The sequence below is a fragment of the Halalkalibacter nanhaiisediminis genome (genome assembly GCF_007830185.1).
In the GTDB taxonomy this organism is placed as follows: domain Bacteria; phylum Bacillota; class Bacilli; order Bacillales; family Bacillaceae_D; genus Halalkalibacter; species Halalkalibacter nanhaiisediminis.
In genome coordinates this window covers 261,997-279,281 of sequence record NZ_VLKZ01000005.1, presented here as the reverse complement: position 1 = coordinate 279,281, position 17,285 = coordinate 261,997, and the positions used below count along the sequence as shown (strand labels likewise).

General features: G+C 35.1%; 18 protein-coding genes, 2 pseudogenes and 1 riboswitch. Of the genes and pseudogenes, 11 read left to right on the top strand and 9 right to left on the bottom strand.

The features are described from left to right. Positions 1-21 precede the first annotated feature (21 nt). The 5 genes from pssA to IQ10_RS10930 all read left to right on the top strand — a co-directional run bounded on the left by pssA (position 22) and on the right by IQ10_RS10930 (position 4,540). Entirely contained in the window at positions 22-561 is a 540-nt protein-coding gene (gene pssA / locus IQ10_RS10950) for a CDP-diacylglycerol--serine O-phosphatidyltransferase (RefSeq protein ID WP_144450546.1), read from the top strand. Between the two features lie 287 nt (positions 562-848). Beyond that, positions 849-1,124, top strand: coding sequence for an HU family DNA-binding protein (locus IQ10_RS10945; RefSeq protein WP_144450545.1), 276 nt, complete (start codon positions 849-851; stop codon positions 1,122-1,124). Between the two features lie 324 nt (positions 1,125-1,448). Further along, the gene (locus IQ10_RS10940; protein WP_144450544.1) at positions 1,449-2,882 is read left to right on the top strand and encodes a carbon starvation CstA family protein; all 1,434 of its coding nucleotides are present in this window, start codon (positions 1,449-1,451) and stop codon (positions 2,880-2,882) included. Between the two features lie 168 nt (positions 2,883-3,050). Continuing rightward, on the top strand, positions 3,051-3,929 hold the full coding sequence (locus IQ10_RS10935; RefSeq protein WP_144450543.1) for an SDR family oxidoreductase: 879 nt from the start codon (positions 3,051-3,053) through the stop codon (positions 3,927-3,929). Between the two features lie 138 nt (positions 3,930-4,067). Further along, positions 4,068-4,152, top strand: a riboswitch (cyclic di-GMP riboswitch). Between the two features lie 76 nt (positions 4,153-4,228). Beyond that, positions 4,229-4,540 (top strand): hypothetical protein, encoded by a 312-nt coding sequence (locus IQ10_RS10930; RefSeq protein WP_144450542.1) that lies wholly within the window; start codon positions 4,229-4,231, stop codon positions 4,538-4,540. A 56-nt stretch (positions 4,541-4,596) separates the two neighbouring features. Here IQ10_RS10930 and IQ10_RS10925 read toward each other — a convergent pair whose 3' ends face one another. Then, entirely contained in the window at positions 4,597-5,157 is a 561-nt protein-coding gene (locus tag IQ10_RS10925) for an FAD-dependent oxidoreductase (RefSeq protein ID WP_144450541.1), read from the bottom strand. A gap of 206 nt (positions 5,158-5,363) precedes the next feature. Between IQ10_RS10925 and IQ10_RS18040 the strand changes: the two genes are divergently transcribed. Next, the gene (locus IQ10_RS18040) at positions 5,364-5,522 is read left to right on the top strand and encodes a hypothetical protein (RefSeq protein ID WP_158640035.1); all 159 of its coding nucleotides are present in this window, start codon (positions 5,364-5,366) and stop codon (positions 5,520-5,522) included. Between the two features lie 634 nt (positions 5,523-6,156). On the opposite strand, the pseudogene IQ10_RS18790 reads toward IQ10_RS18040, so the two are convergent. The 3 genes and pseudogenes from IQ10_RS18790 to IQ10_RS10900 all read right to left on the bottom strand — a co-directional run bounded on the left by IQ10_RS18790 (position 6,157) and on the right by IQ10_RS10900 (position 8,816). Next, a pseudogene (locus IQ10_RS18790) lies at positions 6,157-6,633 on the bottom strand (gamma-glutamyl-gamma-aminobutyrate hydrolase family protein). A 46-nt stretch (positions 6,634-6,679) separates the two neighbouring features. Further along, positions 6,680-7,204: pseudogene (gene sigK / locus IQ10_RS10905) on the bottom strand (RNA polymerase sporulation sigma factor SigK); the annotation flags it as partial. After that, a complete protein-coding gene (locus IQ10_RS10900; RefSeq protein ID WP_144450539.1) occupies positions 7,185-8,816 on the bottom strand; it encodes a recombinase family protein in 1,632 nt (543 codons plus the stop codon). The pseudogene sigK and the gene IQ10_RS10900, both read right to left, overlap by 20 nt. A gap of 202 nt (positions 8,817-9,018) precedes the next feature. Between IQ10_RS10900 and IQ10_RS10895 the strand changes: the two genes are divergently transcribed. Together IQ10_RS10895 and IQ10_RS10890 are read left to right on the top strand one after the other, a co-directional pair. Next, positions 9,019-9,348 (top strand): hypothetical protein, encoded by a 330-nt coding sequence (locus IQ10_RS10895; protein WP_144450538.1) that lies wholly within the window; start codon positions 9,019-9,021, stop codon positions 9,346-9,348. Then, positions 9,338-9,682 (top strand): hypothetical protein, encoded by a 345-nt coding sequence (locus IQ10_RS10890; RefSeq protein ID WP_144450537.1) that lies wholly within the window; start codon positions 9,338-9,340, stop codon positions 9,680-9,682. The genes IQ10_RS10895 and IQ10_RS10890 overlap by 11 nt, the downstream gene beginning before the upstream one ends. Positions 9,683-9,689: 7 nt before the next feature. Here the strand turns inward: IQ10_RS10890 and IQ10_RS18035 are convergent, their stop codons facing one another. Continuing rightward, a complete protein-coding gene (locus IQ10_RS18035; protein WP_158640034.1) occupies positions 9,690-9,842 on the bottom strand; it encodes a hypothetical protein in 153 nt (50 codons plus the stop codon). A 167-nt stretch (positions 9,843-10,009) separates the two neighbouring features. Between IQ10_RS18035 and IQ10_RS10885 the strand changes: the two genes are divergently transcribed. From IQ10_RS10885 to IQ10_RS10875, 3 genes are read left to right on the top strand one after another with little or no spacing between them, the layout of a single operon-like run. After that, positions 10,010-10,957, top strand: coding sequence for a hypothetical protein (locus tag IQ10_RS10885; RefSeq protein WP_144450536.1), 948 nt, complete (start codon positions 10,010-10,012; stop codon positions 10,955-10,957). Between the two features lie 40 nt (positions 10,958-10,997). Continuing rightward, the gene (locus IQ10_RS10880) at positions 10,998-11,231 is read left to right on the top strand and encodes a hypothetical protein (protein ID WP_144450535.1); all 234 of its coding nucleotides are present in this window, start codon (positions 10,998-11,000) and stop codon (positions 11,229-11,231) included. A gap of 55 nt (positions 11,232-11,286) precedes the next feature. Continuing rightward, the gene (locus IQ10_RS10875; protein ID WP_144450534.1) at positions 11,287-11,481 is read left to right on the top strand and encodes a hypothetical protein; all 195 of its coding nucleotides are present in this window, start codon (positions 11,287-11,289) and stop codon (positions 11,479-11,481) included. 435 nt (positions 11,482-11,916) lie between these two features. Here the strand turns inward: IQ10_RS10875 and IQ10_RS10865 are convergent, their stop codons facing one another. The 4 genes from IQ10_RS10865 to IQ10_RS10850 form a co-directional block, all read right to left on the bottom strand. Then, complete coding sequence (locus tag IQ10_RS10865; RefSeq protein WP_144450532.1) at positions 11,917-12,303, bottom strand: AlwI family type II restriction endonuclease; 387 nt, start codon at positions 12,301-12,303, stop codon at positions 11,917-11,919. 364 nt (positions 12,304-12,667) lie between these two features. Beyond that, on the bottom strand, positions 12,668-13,594 hold the full coding sequence (locus IQ10_RS10860; protein ID WP_158640033.1) for a response regulator: 927 nt from the start codon (positions 13,592-13,594) through the stop codon (positions 12,668-12,670). Beyond that, positions 13,584-15,887: an ATP-binding protein gene (locus tag IQ10_RS10855; protein WP_144450530.1), complete on the bottom strand. Its 2,304-nt coding sequence runs from the start codon at positions 15,885-15,887 to the stop codon at positions 13,584-13,586. Before IQ10_RS10855 ends, IQ10_RS10860 begins: the two co-directional genes overlap by 11 nt. Then, a complete protein-coding gene (locus IQ10_RS10850; protein WP_144450529.1) occupies positions 15,887-17,152 on the bottom strand; it encodes a DNA cytosine methyltransferase in 1,266 nt (421 codons plus the stop codon). The genes IQ10_RS10855 and IQ10_RS10850 overlap by 1 nt, the downstream gene beginning before the upstream one ends. Positions 17,153-17,285 lie beyond the last annotated feature (133 nt).

The following is a 17,285-nucleotide window of genomic DNA, read 5'->3' as shown; positions in this document are numbered from 1 at the left end:
AACGAATAAGGAGTCGATGTCATGTTCCTATTACATCAATTGGATCATACCGTCAAAAAGCTAAAAGGGCAAATCGCTAATGCCCTAACGATCATCAACCTTGGTTTTGGTGCTTTTGCTATTTTATTTATTTTACAAAATGAATTGCGTCTTGGTCTTCTTTTCATTATGATTGCTGCATTATGTGATCGTTTAGACGGAGCAGCAGCTAGACGTTTCAATAGTACATCGGATTTCGGAAAACAGCTAGACTCTTTAAGTGATATTATCTCATTTGGCGTTGCGCCAGCATTACTAATCTATCAAGCTGTTCTCTTTTCATTCGGCTTACCAGGAATGTTTTCGGCCATATTCTTTATCGCTTGCGGAGCCATTCGTCTCGCACGCTTTAATATTACAGAAAGTAATGGTTATTTTGTTGGACTGCCAATTACCGCTGCTGGATGTATCCTTACATTGCAATTATTTCTTGTACCTCACGTACCTAATTTCGTCTTTTTACTAACGACGCTTTTTCTTTCCGTGCTAATGATCTCAACATTTACAGTTCGAAAAATGTAAATAGAGTGTCGCCTACTTCATTTTCTTCCTTTTGATTATTGACAAAACTCGTGAAAAACGACGAAAAGTAACGAGCAATTGTCAAAAACAGTGAAAAATATGGGTGCAAATGCTTTATTTTCCGTTGAAAGTCTTGACACCATTAGGGTTTCATGAGTAAATTTAGTTGCGGCTTTTTTTAGCTTATCTAATTTAACATGATTAAGCTATAAAAATGAAGAATGAACGCTTCTCCTCAAAACGAAGGAAGTGTTTTTCAAAACAAGGTATGAAAGGGAGTTTTTTTCATGAACAAAACAGATTTAATTAACGCAGTCTCTGAGCAAGCAGACCTTTCTAAAAAGGATGCGTCAAAAGCAGTAGACGCAGTATTCGACAGCATCACAAATGCACTTGTAGAAGGTGGCAAAGTGCAACTTGTTGGCTTCGGTAGCTTCGAAGTACGTGAGCGTTCAGCTCGTAAAGGTCGCAACCCACAAACTGGACAAGAAATTGAAATTCCAGCTACAAAAAATCCAGCATTCAAGCCTGGTAAGCAATTAAAAGACGCTGTCAACGAATAAGACAGACAAAAGCGAGGAGATCCAGTCTCTTCGCTTTTTTTATTTTCCACTATATTTTCTTTCCTATTCTCTCCTCTTTATTTCCTCTCCCTTTCAGACAAATCTTGTAAAGCTAAAAGATCAGTATAATGATCATCTTTCACACCCAATATCAACTTTCCTTTGCTTGTTAATTATGTGAAAAAAGCATATTTCAATAAATGAAAACGTTTTATTCGACAGATTTATTATTTTTTTCTGAAAACATATTGATTAGATTGTTAGATATCGTTACAATACTTATCATGCTTTAGATTTTTCAGAAAAATTGGAGGATTATTTGGAATGATAACTTTTCTTTTATCAATAGTTTTACTGATTGTTGGTTACTTCACCTATTCCAAAGTTGTTGAAAGGATTTTTGGAATTAATGATGAAAACAAAACACCAGCATACACACACCAGGACGGACTTGATTATATGCCTATGCCTTGGTGGAAAGGAACATTAATCCAGCTATTAAATATCGCTGGTCTTGGTCCTATCTATGGTGCGATTGCAGGGGCATTATATGGTCCAGTTGCATTTATCTGGATTGTGGTTGGTTGTATTTTTGCCGGCGCTGTCCATGATTATTTCTCAGGAATGCTCTCCCTTCGTCACAAAGGAGCTCAATTTCCAACTCTAGTTGGTCGGTATTTAGGGAACGGTATAAAAGTAGTTGTAAATATTGTATCTATTATTTTAATGGTGCTTGTCGCAGCAGCATTCACAGCTGGACCAGCACATTTAATTTCATCGCTTGCACCGATTTCATTTTCAATGGCATTAGTACTTATATTCGCTTATTTCTTTATCGCTGCTGTGTTACCAATTAATCGTATCATCGGACGTATTTATCCGATATTTGGTGCAATTTTGATCTTTATGGCTGTCTCAATTGGTGGCGCTTTGTTGTTTATGGACAACCCTATTCCAAACCTTACACTTGAAAATTTACATCCTGGTGATTTACCTATTTGGCCATTATTAATGGTTACGATCTCTTGTGGTGCCATTTCTGGCTTCCATAGTACTCAGAGTCCTATCATCGCACGTACGCTCAAGAAAGAGTCTGAAGGACGTAAAGTATTCTACGGAGCAATGATTGGAGAAGGAATCATTGCACTAATCTGGGCTGCTGCAGGTATGACATTTTTCAATGGTACGGTTGGTCTTCAAGAAGCACTTGCAGCTGGTGGACCAGGAGAAGTTGTCAATACGATTTCTATTTCATTACTTGGAACAGTAGGTGGATTATTAGCAATCATCGGGGTTATCATCTTACCAATTACAACTGGTGATACAGCTCTACGTTCTTCTCGTATGATGTTAACTGAACTGCTTGAAAATCGCTTTAAAGTAAGTGGATCTAAAGGAATTATACTAGCAACACTTCCTGTAACACTCGCGACAATTTATCTTACAACCATTGACTATTCTTTCTTATGGCGCTATGTTGGAGCATCCAATCAAATTGTTGCAGCAATCATGCTTTGGACAGCTACAATGTATCTACTTGAGAAAGGAAAGTTCCACTGGATTTGTGGTATTCCAGCCATCTTTATGACTGGCGTTGTTACAACTTATATTTTTTATGCACCAGAAGGTTTTGCTTTAGCATATGGTACATCGTTAGCAATCGGTGCTACTCTAACACTTTTAGTAACGTTATGGTATGCATATAAGATTCGTACAGTTAAACCACAGATTGACTCAGATGCACATAAAGTAGCATAAAATAAAAAGAGGGGGCCTACTACTAAATAAAGTAGGGCTCCTCTTTAATTTCTAAAAAGAACACAAACGTCATTCTACGAGACATAAGGTTTAGTCACTATTTAAATTGGTTATTTATTCTTCTATAAGACATCCTAAGATTAAATATGGAAGAGGAGTGATGAAACCATGAAGTATCAGGTTGTTAATGCTATTCAAAAAAATGGCCAACCTGCTCAAGCACAAGATCGTCAACCTGGCTATGAAAGTGAAATGAACCCTGCACCTATCTATGATGATACGAATTACAAGGGAAGTGGAAAGCTTAAAAATAAAGTCGCTCTCATTACGGGAGGAGATAGTGGAATTGGAAGAGCCGTTGCGATTGCATTTGCAAAAGAAGGAGCTAAGCTTTCAATCGTTTATTTCAATGAGCATGAAGATGCTAAACTTACGAAGTCATTGGTTGAAAAATACGGTAGTTCATGTCTACTTATTGCTGGAGATGTAGGCGATGAGACGTTCTGCAAGCAGGCAGTTGAGCAAACCATTAATCACTACGGACAAATCGATTGCTTAATGAATAACGCCGCTGAACAACACTATCAAGAAACGATTGAAGATATCTCAACCGAACAAATGGAGCGGACATTTCAAACAAATATCTTTTCCTGCTTTCATTTCATAAAAGCCGTGATGCCTCATTTGCAACCAGGTAGCACCATTATTAACACCACTTCTATTACCGCTTATAAGGGCATGCCCGTTCTCATGGACTATGCTGCCACAAAAGGTGCGATAGTCGCGCTCACACGCTCACTCTCGCAAAACTTGATATCAAAAGGAATCAGGGTAAATGCCGTGGCCCCTGGCCCGATATGGACTCCATTAATCCCTGCCTCCTTCCCTGCTGATCAAGTTGCAAGCTTTGGAACAGATAATCCTAGCGGTCGTCCTGGACAGCCTGCTGAGCTTGCCCCAAGCTATGTCTATTTAGCTTCAGATGATTCCTCTTACGTATCTGGACAGGTGCTTCACGTTAATGGTGGAGAGATTATAAATGGTTAAACTATAAAAAGTCATATTTTCAAAAAATATGGATTTTTTTCAATCATAAAAGTAGATTTTTGTCGTAAAAAAGACTATGATAGACCCAAGAATAAAAATAGACGATATTCGACATTTTCTATCTTAATTTTAATAAATAAAGAAAAACGGCAAACTTATTGAAAAATAAGGACGCAAAGCTATAGGGACTAATGGAATCATCCGATGTCAGCCAGCTGCCTTTAAAAAAACTCCTTTACTCTTTTTACTCAGGCGAGAATTTTTTATGAGGCAGTAATAAGAGGTAAGGAGCTTTTTTTATGAATGATTATGAACTCAATGCTCTTCTTAAGAAATTCGATTCACTCCTTCATGAATACCCTGATGATCCTAGCTCATATTTTGTCTTTAAGAACTTCTTGAAAATCTTTTTAAAGATCAAAAAGACCAATGTTCTCCTACCAACATCTGAGCTCATCACAATTATTCAATATCAAAAACCAACTCTTTTTGATTTGCTAAAAAAACAAGCAACTGATAGTACCTATCTCTATTTTCTTTCTACAAAAGAAATGAGCTATGACCATGCGAAAAGAAATTTATCAAATTTACAAAGCCAACTAATATCATAAGTATTCATCAATAGTAAAAAGAAGGATTATGTCAATAGACACGATCCTTCTTTCTTTTATTTAAGGATATCATGGTCAACATAGCGCTCACCATTTAATTCACTAATCACATTAATCGCCACTTTCGCACCATCACCAGCTGTAATAATAGTATGCACACTTACTCCCGCACATGTTCCAGCAGCCCAAATTCCGTTTATATTAGTTTTTCCTTGGTGATCAACTTGGACAATTTTTTTAATTCTTGGCTCTGTTCCATCAGTCGTCTCAACACCGCTTTTTTCAGCTAATTCAACTAAAGCACCAGTTGCTATAATAACATGCTTACTTTCAAAGACCCCATCGTCCGTTTCGACTTTAAAGCCATCACCGTCTTGTTGAATTGATTCCACTTTACACTTTTTGATTTCCGCACCAAACTTCTCCGCTTGCTTCTTGCCAATATCGACAAGATCTGGACCCGTTATTTCTGATACACCATAGTGATTTTCAACCCATGCACGTTTTGTCATACTCTGATCACTATCTAGCACTACTGTTTTCTTTCCTGCCTTTGCTGAAAATAAAGCAGCACTAGCCCCAGCTGGTCCAGCTCCTATAATGGTAACATCATACATCTCATATACCTCCTTTAATATGTAAATCATTCTAATCATACCAATAAAATTAGAATTTTAAAAATAATCACACTCAGAACTGCGCATTCATCTATCTAAATTAGAATAAGCAAAAAATGAATGAATCATTTATGTAAGACGAGCGAATATCTATATTTTTTTCACAAATACTTAGCATATAGACGATTTTGGGAGGAATCAACGTAATGGACGTACTATTAGTTATTTTCTTTTTAGTGCTCTTAGCATTAGGTGTTGGCATATACAAGCCCAGCCTATTCAAAATGGATAACCGTCTGACCGTTGCAAAAGTGTTAGGATCCATTAGCTTTGTCTTATTTATCATTGTGATGTTCGCCCTTTAATACTTGATATATTTGAAAAAGCAACGACTGTGGTCGTTGCTTTTAATATGGGAATCGAATTGACTAAGATGCTCTTTCTCTATGCGTTTTTTCGAGCTTTTCCTGTCGTCGCACGCTTACGTGGTGCTGCCTTTTTCTTTTTCGTCTTATCAAGTGAAGCTTGGAGCGCTGACATGCAAAAAACGTAAGTCCTACACTGTGAAATATTAAAAGAAGAGCATCGCCGAATATGGATGCTCTCCTACATGTTTTAATATTAACCTCCAAAAATATAAGAAAATACTACCTTTTCAACATCACTAGAAGCGTTTTTACAGGTATACGCTGGTTTGTTTTAAACCAACCAGCACCAAACTAATTTGCATAAATTTCAATAAACATACACATTAATAAACACAAAACTAATTGCGAGGTGGTTCATATATGTTTTCTTCAATGTCTACTTTACTCATTATTTCAATCGGCCTTTTACTTATAACATGTCTCGCTTTAATTTTATGGGCACGGAAGAATTATAAATCAAAATGAAATATTGAACTCCTTCATTCTTGTGCATTCATTTACAAACTTTTTTTAATATCTTCAAGACTATTTTATTTTCCATAGCCATCTCTTCCGGATGCCATTGCACACCTCATATCATTAGTTGCTGCCTGTCTATACCCTCTACCGCTTCTACTACTCCATCTGGTGCATGAGCCACGCTTTTAAGGGAAGGAGCGATTTTCCCAAGAGCTTGATGATGCATACTATTGACTTGAGTTTTAGCGCTCCCCACGATCTCACACAACAGGCTATCTTCGGATATTGAAATATCATGAGTGGCATTTGATCTTGCTGCTGTTTGATAATGTTTTATCGGTTCCTTTCATTCTGTTTCTATATCTTGAATGACTGTTCCACCTAAAGCCGCATTTAACATGGCTATTCCCCTACAAATTGCTAATATAGGCTTTTTTTCTCTACTAGCATTTTCTATGAGGCTTAATTCAGTTGTGTCCCGTTGTCTAATTGTTTTTCTCAAACCTGGTTCCGGGTCAACAGTTAAGAAAGTCCACGGGAAAAACTCATGGACTTTCTTTTTCAAGTGCCTGTTAAATACAATGTTCATTTTTTAATAACTATGAGCAACGAGCAATTTCATTAATTCTGCACTTTCACCCCGCTCCCTTCCCCTGACTCTGCTTGTAAAACTCATGGAACAACTTCATTAAAGCACGCTTTTCAATACGCGAGACATAACTTCGTGAAATGCCAAGCTCTTTAGCAATTTCACGTTGCGTTCGCTCTTCTTCTAAATTCAAGCCAAACCGACCAACGATTACTTCTTTTTCGCGTTCATCTAAAACATGAATATACTCATAAATTTGCTTTTTCTCCATTTTCGTTTGAATAACATCCACAATATCTTCCGCTTCTTCCTGAAGGACATCTATTAGTGTAATTTCATTGCCTTCCTTATCCGTTCCAATCGGGTCATGAAGCGAGACGTCTTTCTTTACTTTTTTCAGCGCTCTTAAATGCATGAGGATTTCATTTTCGATACATCTGGCAGCATACGTTGCTAGCTTCGTTCCTTTTCCCTCAGAATAACTTTCAATCGCTTTAATGAGTCCAATCGTTCCAATTGAAATTAAATCTTCGGTGTCCTCTCTTGTGTTTTCAAATTTCTTGAGGTTGTGTACTCAACTCGATGTCAACTTCATCAAAAATATCGAGCGTGTTCAATACGCCTATAATCTTTACTTCTAACTCTTTTTCCTCATTATAATGGATGACAATCTCGTCAATCAGCTTATGAAGGATGAACTGTTTCTCCTCGAAGCTGAGTCCATCTTTTTGAAGTAAGCCTTGTGTCGCTTTGATAATCTCCTGTTTGGTCTCCAAGGTCAATTGATTCTTCTCATGAACCGATATGATGTTCTCATATTTCTGCAACTCGTTGTTTAGGATCGTGAGTTCACTCTTAATTTTTTCCATATCTTTTTTTAACTCTTCTTGCGTAATCAAATCATCTAAATATAAATTTTTTAATTTTTCCTTCTGCTTTTCTTTTTGCGAAATCTGTTTATTCTTATTTTTTATCTCGTTTAGAACATCATCCAATGCCTCATTGGATTCTCCCTCTAATACCTTTTGATAATCTCGTGGGTTTGAGAAGCTTTGCACCACTAAGTTCCAAATGTACTCTTCAAATACACTTGCCCTTATGGAAGGGACTTCACACTTTTGAATTTCAGGTCCATACTTTTTCGGTGCGAGATTCGGACAGCGGTACACGTTGTATTTTTTCTTTTCTCCTGTTTCCTTATCAGCTCTCCCGTTATAGGTGGTGCTTTGCCAGATGCGTCCGCAAGTGTCACATCGGATAAGTCCCTTTAACAGGTATTCATTTTTCACATTCCCTGACTTTTTCGTATTCTTGACTTTCTGCGTCTGTGCTAGTTCAAACAACACTTCATCAACAATGGCATCCACTTCAACGAGTATCCAATCTTCCTCGTCTCTCATTTCAAGTTTTTTCTTCGGATTTCCCCCAGCGGTGACAGAACCTTTTACTTTCTGTGATTTACGGCGGTTGTAATAATACTTCCCGATATAAATTTCACTCGATAAAATTCGGCGGATCGAAGAGGCACTCCAATTACGGCTTTCTTTACGTTTCGGTATCGCTCCAAGTTCATAGAGTTTTTCACCAATCTCACGAAGGGTGAGGTGATCATGGACATACCAGTGATAAATCTTTCGGACAAACTCGGCTTCTTCTGTATTAATGCTTAATTTCCCGTCTACGAGGTCATACCCGTATGGAGCTGTTCTCATCGGCATGATCTTTTTGTCCTTTTCAACCGCTCGTAAACGCCCTCTCACGGTACGTTTCTTGATAAGCGCCAACTCATAGGCGGCAATCGCACTGATAATATTAAAGAAAAGAATGCCCTCAGGAGTTTTGGTAAACTCCGTGTCCGTGAAAATGAGCTCTGAGCCGTTTTTCTCAAGCTCTCGGCATATGATCAGTTTATCTGTCATATCACGGGAAAGACGGTCAGGATGTTGGACAATGACGTGTTTAATGATCCCTGATGCGACATCTTCCCTTAGTTTGGTCATCGCAGGACGAATGTCAATGTCTTCTCCTGAATAGCCTTCTTCACGGTAAATCTTGATTTGGCTGTCGGTGTAGCCTAAACTTTTCGCTTTTTCCAGACAAAGCTTCGTTTGTCCATCTAAGCTCGTTCCGTCGGTGACTTGCAGTCCTGTGGACACCCTGGGATAGATGGCACAATAATACATGTTTGGTTTCACAACCTTTCGTGTTTCGTCTTAATATACTTTATTGTAAACACAAAGCTTACAGACTATCAACGCACAGTTTATTCCAAGTTTATCCTATTGACTTTCTTTTTGTAATTGTTATAAAGAGAAAAAGGATGTAGCAATTTTCCGATAAAAAATCTTTACATGCTATACTATTAGATAAGGAAGGTGATGTAGAATGGAACCAGTTAAAAAAGGCAAGATTCATGATTTTGTAAAAGAAATGCTAAAAGAGAACTCATTGGATGCCGTTGAGGAGTTTGTTACTGTCATCAACAAGGAACTGGAACACACTAATTATTCCGTCATCAATTTAAGCAGCGGTGAGAAAGATGATTTTTCAGTTGCTCAAAAAGCTAGGATGACAAAAGCTGTTTTTGAAAACGAGGAGGTATTAAGACAACTCCGCCAAGCAAGAGCTAATCGAGATTCTGACTTATCATCATATAGTGATGATGAAGAAGATTTTGACCGATTGGTGGACGAGGTTAACTTAGATGCCAAATGATAAAATACCATTTAACGTAAAGTGGGATCGTGAAGCAAGATTATCTTTAGCGGATATGGTGAAATACAAAGTAGATTCCAAACGTGTTTTTAGACAATCCAAATTATTATTATCTGAAAATCCTCGTAAAAATTCTTGGGGTACTGCCGATTATCCAGGATTTGAATTCAACGGGTACGATTGGATTAAAATAGGGAATGCCATTTGTGTGTATGAGATATTAGAAGAGCAGAACCTCGTGTTAGTGGATGCTTGTTTCTACGCTAGTACAGGATGGGCGTTAAAAGTCTTTTTCGGCGAGAATGATCCATACGATGAATATGATTCTAATTAAGAAAAGCCTAATCATGTGACTGATTAGGCTTTTCGTTATCCATCACTTTTCGGAGGAGAAAGGTGAGTATTTCTTGTTTCACCTGTTCTGCCCGCTCTTTCTCCTCGTCACTTGCGATGTGAGGTACTAGCCGAAACACAGGTGGCTTTTTATGATTCACCATGACTCACCTCTGTACATCCTATGCGAGTCGTGCTTGTCTCATGGGTGAATTTCGTCCAGTAATTCTGACATTTCACTGTAATTTTAATTGGAAAAATTTTTAATTTGAACTAAATTATGAACAACCTACATGATATAATGAAAAAAAAATAAGGGGAACTCTTTATGAACTCGTTTTGGACAGGCTTTCTCATAGGAGGAGCTATAATTGGGACGCTTTTTTTTGTTGGAAACCAAGCCATCAATAAATACATAAAAAAGAAGAACAGCAAGTACTTTAAATATGTCGTTCCCTCCATACTTTTGTGTATCGCATTAATCATTCTTTTTGTGAATCTAGAGGCAATTGCGAAACCTAATCCTATTGGTGATCAAACGGTACTTCAATATGTACTAACTAATAAAGCCATACTCCATTTATTAATTTATGTGGGTACTTTATCAATGGTTGGAGTCATTTGGATACTAGCAACTTTTCCATTTTCGTTTGATGGTATTAAGAAGTTTTCTGTATTCGGAGTAAGTGCAGAGTTTAATGAAAAAGTACAGGAAGCAGTGGATAACATGATACTTCTTAACGAAGTATCATCTATACGTGAAAACATCATGAAAGTGATTATATCTGAGAAATATTATGAAGAAACATTGACTTCTGTAATCGTATTAAATGATGGAAAATATTCCATTGACACTAGCGCTCTGTTAATTGCCACGTTAGACACAATCAAATCAGCCTATGCCTCAAGCGAATCAAAAATTGCTTTGAAATTTCACTTAGAAGATGTTAAAAGCAATGACGTTAATGAAGCTAAACAAAATGTAAGTGAGTTACAAAATGAAATGAAAGAAGCCTGTTTGAATGTCATTCGAGATGGAAAAAGTTATGTTTGGAAAGGCACAATAGCGTTTGCTACTGCTCCTTTTGATATTGATAGCCAACGAAATGCCTTTTATATCCTTTGTATTCATTCAGATGACATTGAGTTCACAGAGAAAGACATTGATTTTATGCAAACAGTAATTAATCTAATGGAAAAACTAGTAGATTTACAATGGTATGAAAACATTGTGTTATCAGATGATGAAGAAACTGAGGATTCAGTTGTTTCGTAAAGGCAGTACGTGGTAAAATAAAGTAAGGAGGTCGAATGCTATGTCTGATACTATATTAATTAGTCGTCCAATGCCAAAAAAGAAACGCAAATATGCTAGGGCAGTCACAGTGGGAATCGACCAAAAGACAAATATCTCCAACGCTAATCGAGCTGATGGCATAAAAAAAATGGTAGAAGAACAAATGAAAATTAGCGGATACAAAAGGGATGAAGATCCACTCTTAAAAGAAATTAAAAAAATTGCACACAAATATCACGCTAAAATGTCATAAAGCAAAAAAGGAATTCATAAAAATGGACAAGATATACTCTAAAGGAGTGATTATCTTGTCCATTATTTATTTTCCGAGAAGAATGATGAAAAAAGTTAAGGTCAATACGAAAGATAAGATTATTATGCAATCGAACGCTAAGCCTTTTGTTAATCACCAATATATTCAAGAAGTAATGAACGAACATGGTTATAAAAGAGAAAACGATGTGCTATTACAAACATTAAAGAAGTTTGGAATTAAAGTGTAACCAAGAGAACCTTCGATCTCTCTTGGTTACACTTTTTGATAGATAGAAAAAATAAGTTATATTTTTTTCATTTTTCCTTTTACAGCATTAATGGTTTTTCCGAAATCGTAAGGTTGTGAATAAACTATTTTGCCGCATTTCAAACATTCGACATCACAGACGCGGTCGTAAATTAACTTTTGCTCTTTCGTTAAATGGTCAGGCGGTTCTTCCACTGCAATAACGTTCAGCATTCCTCCGCATTCACAGTTCATGGAATTCACCTCTATTTCGAAGACTCTTTCAGTTCTTTATCTAATTCCAATTGCTTTCCTGCTGCTTTTTCCTTGCGCTTTTTAATGTTCTTTTCCAATACTTCTTGAATAGCACCCTTCCATTTTGGCTCTATATAGTCGTATGGAACCTTTTCAAAAGATTTTAATACGGCTTCCACGATTACTTGTTATCAGAGCCTTGAGATAACCTCTCATCCAACAGCAGTCGAATCAAAAATCGAAATGGTCGTATTTTAAAACGCTCATTGATCTGAACTCGGCTTCGAAGGGAGCAGGGCGACGGATATTGAAACTGCATAAGCTGTTTGGTCATAAGAGGAACAGGAGGTTCTCCGTTTACCAATGCCTCGCCAACCATGGTTAAACGGGTCTTTTTGCTGTCTGTTTCCTCAAATATCAGCCCTAAAGAGTGCACCCATGCTTCGTATGTTTTGGCTCCTCCGCCCCGCTGATCACGCCTTGTTCCTTTTCGTTTTAATCCCTTTTCCTCCAGCATTTCTTCAAAGTCCAACTGCCGATTTAAGTCTTTTACCCAAATGTCGCCCAAGTTCTGCTAGGAAAAAGCCGATAGGGAAGGAACAATCGGATATAATTTTCGTTTATTTCTCGGTACGTGCCAATTATTAATCAATAAAAACACCTACTAAACTAACAAATTTTATAAATTAATCATATCATTTCTCATTTTAAAATATATTTTTAAAACTAATATCAAAAAACTACGTTTAATTACTAACATTTAGGTTAATTAATATAGAAGGAGGATTTTTAATGATTAAAACTATTAGCTCAAAATGTCCAAATTGCAAAAAGATGAACGCTTTTAATGTTCCGATTGGTATAGGAAATGTAGAGGAAATTAATGTTCCTTGGTTCCAATGTTCATTTTGCTTTATAAAGAACAAAAAGAATTATTGGTTATAGCTAAGAACCTTCACTTTCATATCTTCAAGATTATTTCTGTGCTTTCTAATATTTTTTCTCATTAAATTACAAGAATGATCATCAAAGTTAATCTCGGCACCACTAAAAGTACTAACTACTTTTTTTATGCCACCTTCATTTATCTCTCTAGCATGAGCAAGTGTGTTTCTAACTTTAATTATATCCTCATTATAATCATTTAATATGTGCTTATTTTCATTAAATATATTATTTTCAAAACTCTGATGCACAAATTTTATTAATCTATTAATAGAAGAAATTCTATCTGAAGACTCTAGTCGTTCTATCAACGGAGCAATGTCCTCCTCAATATTTGTTGCTTCAATTTGTTTCAATCTACTATTCCTGTTTTGAACCACTTTTGTTATTAACTCCTGTTTTTTAACCATCCTATCCTCTTGGGCAAAACTTTCAAAAAAAGATACAATGATTTCTGTCATTTTCAAATCTAATTCACTAGTTTCTGCCATAAACAAGCCTCTAACTGAATTTACTTCTTGTAACTTCTTTAAAGTTAAAGACATGACTTGAGTCACCTTATCAAGAAGATTTTCAATACCTACACAAAAAGATACTCTTTCAAAAGATTCTTCTCTCATAACTTCATTAATACCAGTTTCATTACCTGAATAAAACAATACTTCAGTATATATTTGCCTTTTCCTAATTTCTCTAATTATTTGATTACCTGTTTCGTCTTCAGCAAGGTTAATATCAGATAAAATCAAATCAAAATCCTGATTTAACACACTTTCGATATTACTACTATCTTCGAGATGTGTTTCAATTAACGAGAAACCTTTTTCTTCCAGAAAATTTCTGATTTCAGGTAAGTTGTCTTCTAAAACGTCAATGTTGTCCTCAAACCATAAAACCTTATAATCAAGCCCCATTCTTAACCCCCACAATAAATTCAACACCATTTTCGACTTTATTATTTATATCTAAATAACCATTCATTTTTTGCAATATCTGATCTATATGATAAAGACCAAGTCCTGTTCCATTAGTAGTTGTAAATCCAAAATCTAGAACTTTATCTAATAAGTCATCACTTATTCCTATTCCATCATCTTTATATACCATTTCAATATAATTTCCCTTAGCTAGCCTCCAGTCAATATTTACATTTGAAGCTCTAGCTTTTAAGGAATTATTCAGCAGGTTATCGATAATTATTATTATTTCTAAAGGTCTAAATTTTAGCAAATTTTTAAGTTTACTTGAGTTCATTACATTAACATACAGATTTTGATTATTAATCTTAAGGTGTTTGTACTCTTTATATACATTTTCTATATATTCAGAAACAAATTCGACCAAATCAGTTGAAATCGCACTTGCCGTTAAACTAAAATTAGCTTTTGTAACGAATTTTGCAATAGTAGATATTTTATTGTTTTCCAAGCTGATCACTTCTATATATCGATTTAACTCCTCTTTTGTGGCATTCCTTTCAATTGCATTTTTAAGACGATCAATATTTCTATTAATTCTAACTGTTCCATGATTAATGTGATGTTGTAAACTAATTAATTCCTTAGTATCAGTAGTTGAAACAGACTTTAAGAATAAATTTTGACTTGTAGTTAACTCTAATTCTTTTTCTTTTATCTTTAACTCTTCATTGGTTTTTTCTCTTTCTAATTCAATCTCTTTTCGCTCGGTTAAGAGTTCATTAAACTTCTTTCCAACCTTCTCAATTTCCTTATGAATTTCAGGGTTATCAACGGTTTCAAATGCCTTCTTAGCTAAATTTGAAATGACATTTGTTGCACTCTTTTCTTTACTTTGTTCTATTAAATTTAAAAAATCATTATTATATTCAATACTTATTACTTTGTTTTTTGCATTTGATAATCTCTTTATATATTCGATTATTTCTTTTCTAACATCCTCAGGATTGAGAGCTGGACGCTTCTCGTCTTCACCATTAACGTCAAATGGCTCTCCCCACTTAATAATTGTAACAACATATTTTTCTAAAATTTTTAATGCCTTTTCATAAAAAAACTCTACAAGCTGATGATAACTGTTGTTCTTTATAAATCCTCCATCCCGACTTGTAGTTTCAATTAAATTATTCTCTTCACCTTGTATTTCAATTCTTCCTATTAATTCACGGGTACCCAAATGGCGACTGTGACCTTGAGCTTTTCTTCTATCTAAATTTAGAGGATCTTCTCCTTCTTCCCCATAAGGATATATCCGAAATCCATTTTTATACATAAATACTGACCCATAAGAAACCGATCTTATTCCCATTAAATTACTAAAATTTAATTTGGCTATCCTATTTAAATAAAACAGGTTTATATCAATATTAGAAAGGTTATATGGATTTTTCTCAGTTATTTTATAAATATATTTACCTCTATCATAGAGTGTCGTTACTATCTGTGACCCATCTTTAGTTATTTGTGTCACAACATGTGTGGTTTTTAAATCTAATTTTTCAAATAATGTATTCCTAATGGATCCATTTACAACGTTCCACTCATTCTTTTCTTTTTTATCCTTCTCAAACTCGTCTTTCGCTATCAATTCAATCGAAAAACCATTAGAATCCTGATTTGGGTTTATTAACTTTTCCAAAGATTTTTTTAATTTTAAAAGTTTACCACGATTCCACTCATCCCTTAATCCTTTGATTTCAAGAATCGTACCATGATCAATATTATATTTGTTTTCTTTTAACTTATTATGATTTATTCCTATTTCAATAAATTCATTTAAAGTGTCTTTCTCAAAGTCCATCCAATTAACGTTTATTGATTCTATTTCTGCATTTTTTTCCTTTTTTAGTGTAACTAAATTTAATTCTTTACCTAGACGGTCGCAAGAAAATCGACCTACACCTTTTGCACCTGCAAAAACTCTTTTTGGTTGAATTTTATCACGATAATCTAACAAATCGTTATCTTCAGTACCATCTTTCTTAGCAGAATATGCTACAAATAACCACTTATTTTCAATATCATCTAGGTTCATACCTTTACCGTTATCAATGATAGTTATTTGGGAGTCTTCACTATATATATTTTCAAAAACAACTTTTACTTTAGTAGCATGTGCATCAAAAGAGTTTTTTACTAATTCGAATATAGCAATATACTCATCTGTGATAAGTTCTTTTCCAATCAGATTTTTCAAACCAGAGCTAATTTTAAATTTCAACTGATCCACTAATTTTCACCACCAATTAGTTGATTTTTATACATTTTCTCTGTCTCAATTAACGCCTTCATAACCTCCATCGCAATTGCTTTAGCAAACAAAGGTGGTACCGCATTACCTACTTGAGTATACTGAGGAGTTTCATATTTCCGTCTCTCCCCCCCAGTTGTTCTTTTGCCATAAAATATGAAACTATCATCAAAAGATTGTAATCTTGCTAACTCCCTTACTGAAAGTATTCTAGAATTTTTCGGATCATAATGAACAATATCATCAGGTAAGGTCAACACGGTCGGAGAAACTTCTTTTCGATGTAATTTTGTACAACGATATTTTTTTGTCGAGTATACTACTTTCAAATCATCTGATAGTCTAAAGAGAAGCTCACCAATCGTTTCCCCTGGTTTTAGTATCTTAAATCTGTTAGTTGTTTTTTCATTATGAAGCGATGCTTGATGATTGTGGATTATATTATACGAAAGTGTATTACCATTTGATGATGGGGTTAATCCATCTCTTAGTGACCTTTGATATCGTGATTTATTTCCAAATCTATTATCATACTTACGTTTCAACTCTCCATTTTTGAGAAAACTCAAGTCAGAAATGGCATCTTCAACTGTTACTATTTCTTTATTTCTTATTGGAAATTTAGGTGGAGTAACGACATTTTCAAATTCTCCATTCCCTCGTTTTAGAATTTTATGCCCCAAAAATATTACCCTAGGACGATTTTGAGGAACACCATAATCTTTTGCATTAAGGCATTTATACTTCACCATATAACCCATTTTATATGCTTCTTTAATAATTACTTCACTTGCATCAGTATTTTCATATTCTTCCCCATCTAAACCCTGAATTGATTTAAATCGATAAGATAATAATCCTTCGACATTCTCCATGACAAAATATTTTGGTTTAACTATGTTTATGGCTTTTAGGTATTCTAAAAACAATAAATTCCTTTCATCATCATCAGCTCTTTTACCTGATAAACTAAAACCTTGACATGGAGGTCCGCCCACTACAACATCAAATTCAGTGTCACCTAAAAGTTCATTTAGATCTTGCTTATTTCTTAATAATTCACGTATATCTCCTGTGAAAAATCTAATGTCATAGCCTAATTGTGTATGCCTGTTTATGTATGTTTCTGAAGCTTCCTTACTATAATCTGTTGCAGCAGGAACCATAAATCCTGCCTGAATAAACCCTTCCGACATCCCGCCAGCTCCAGAAAATAAATCTAGTACATAATAATTTTCTTTCATTTTCATCACCTATATTTTCCTTATACTAACAGAGTATCATATCATTATAGAAAACTAAATTCTAATATTACAAAAGACCTTTTTGAAAATATTTATTGTTCAATCATTTCCTCTGATGATTTCTATTCTTATA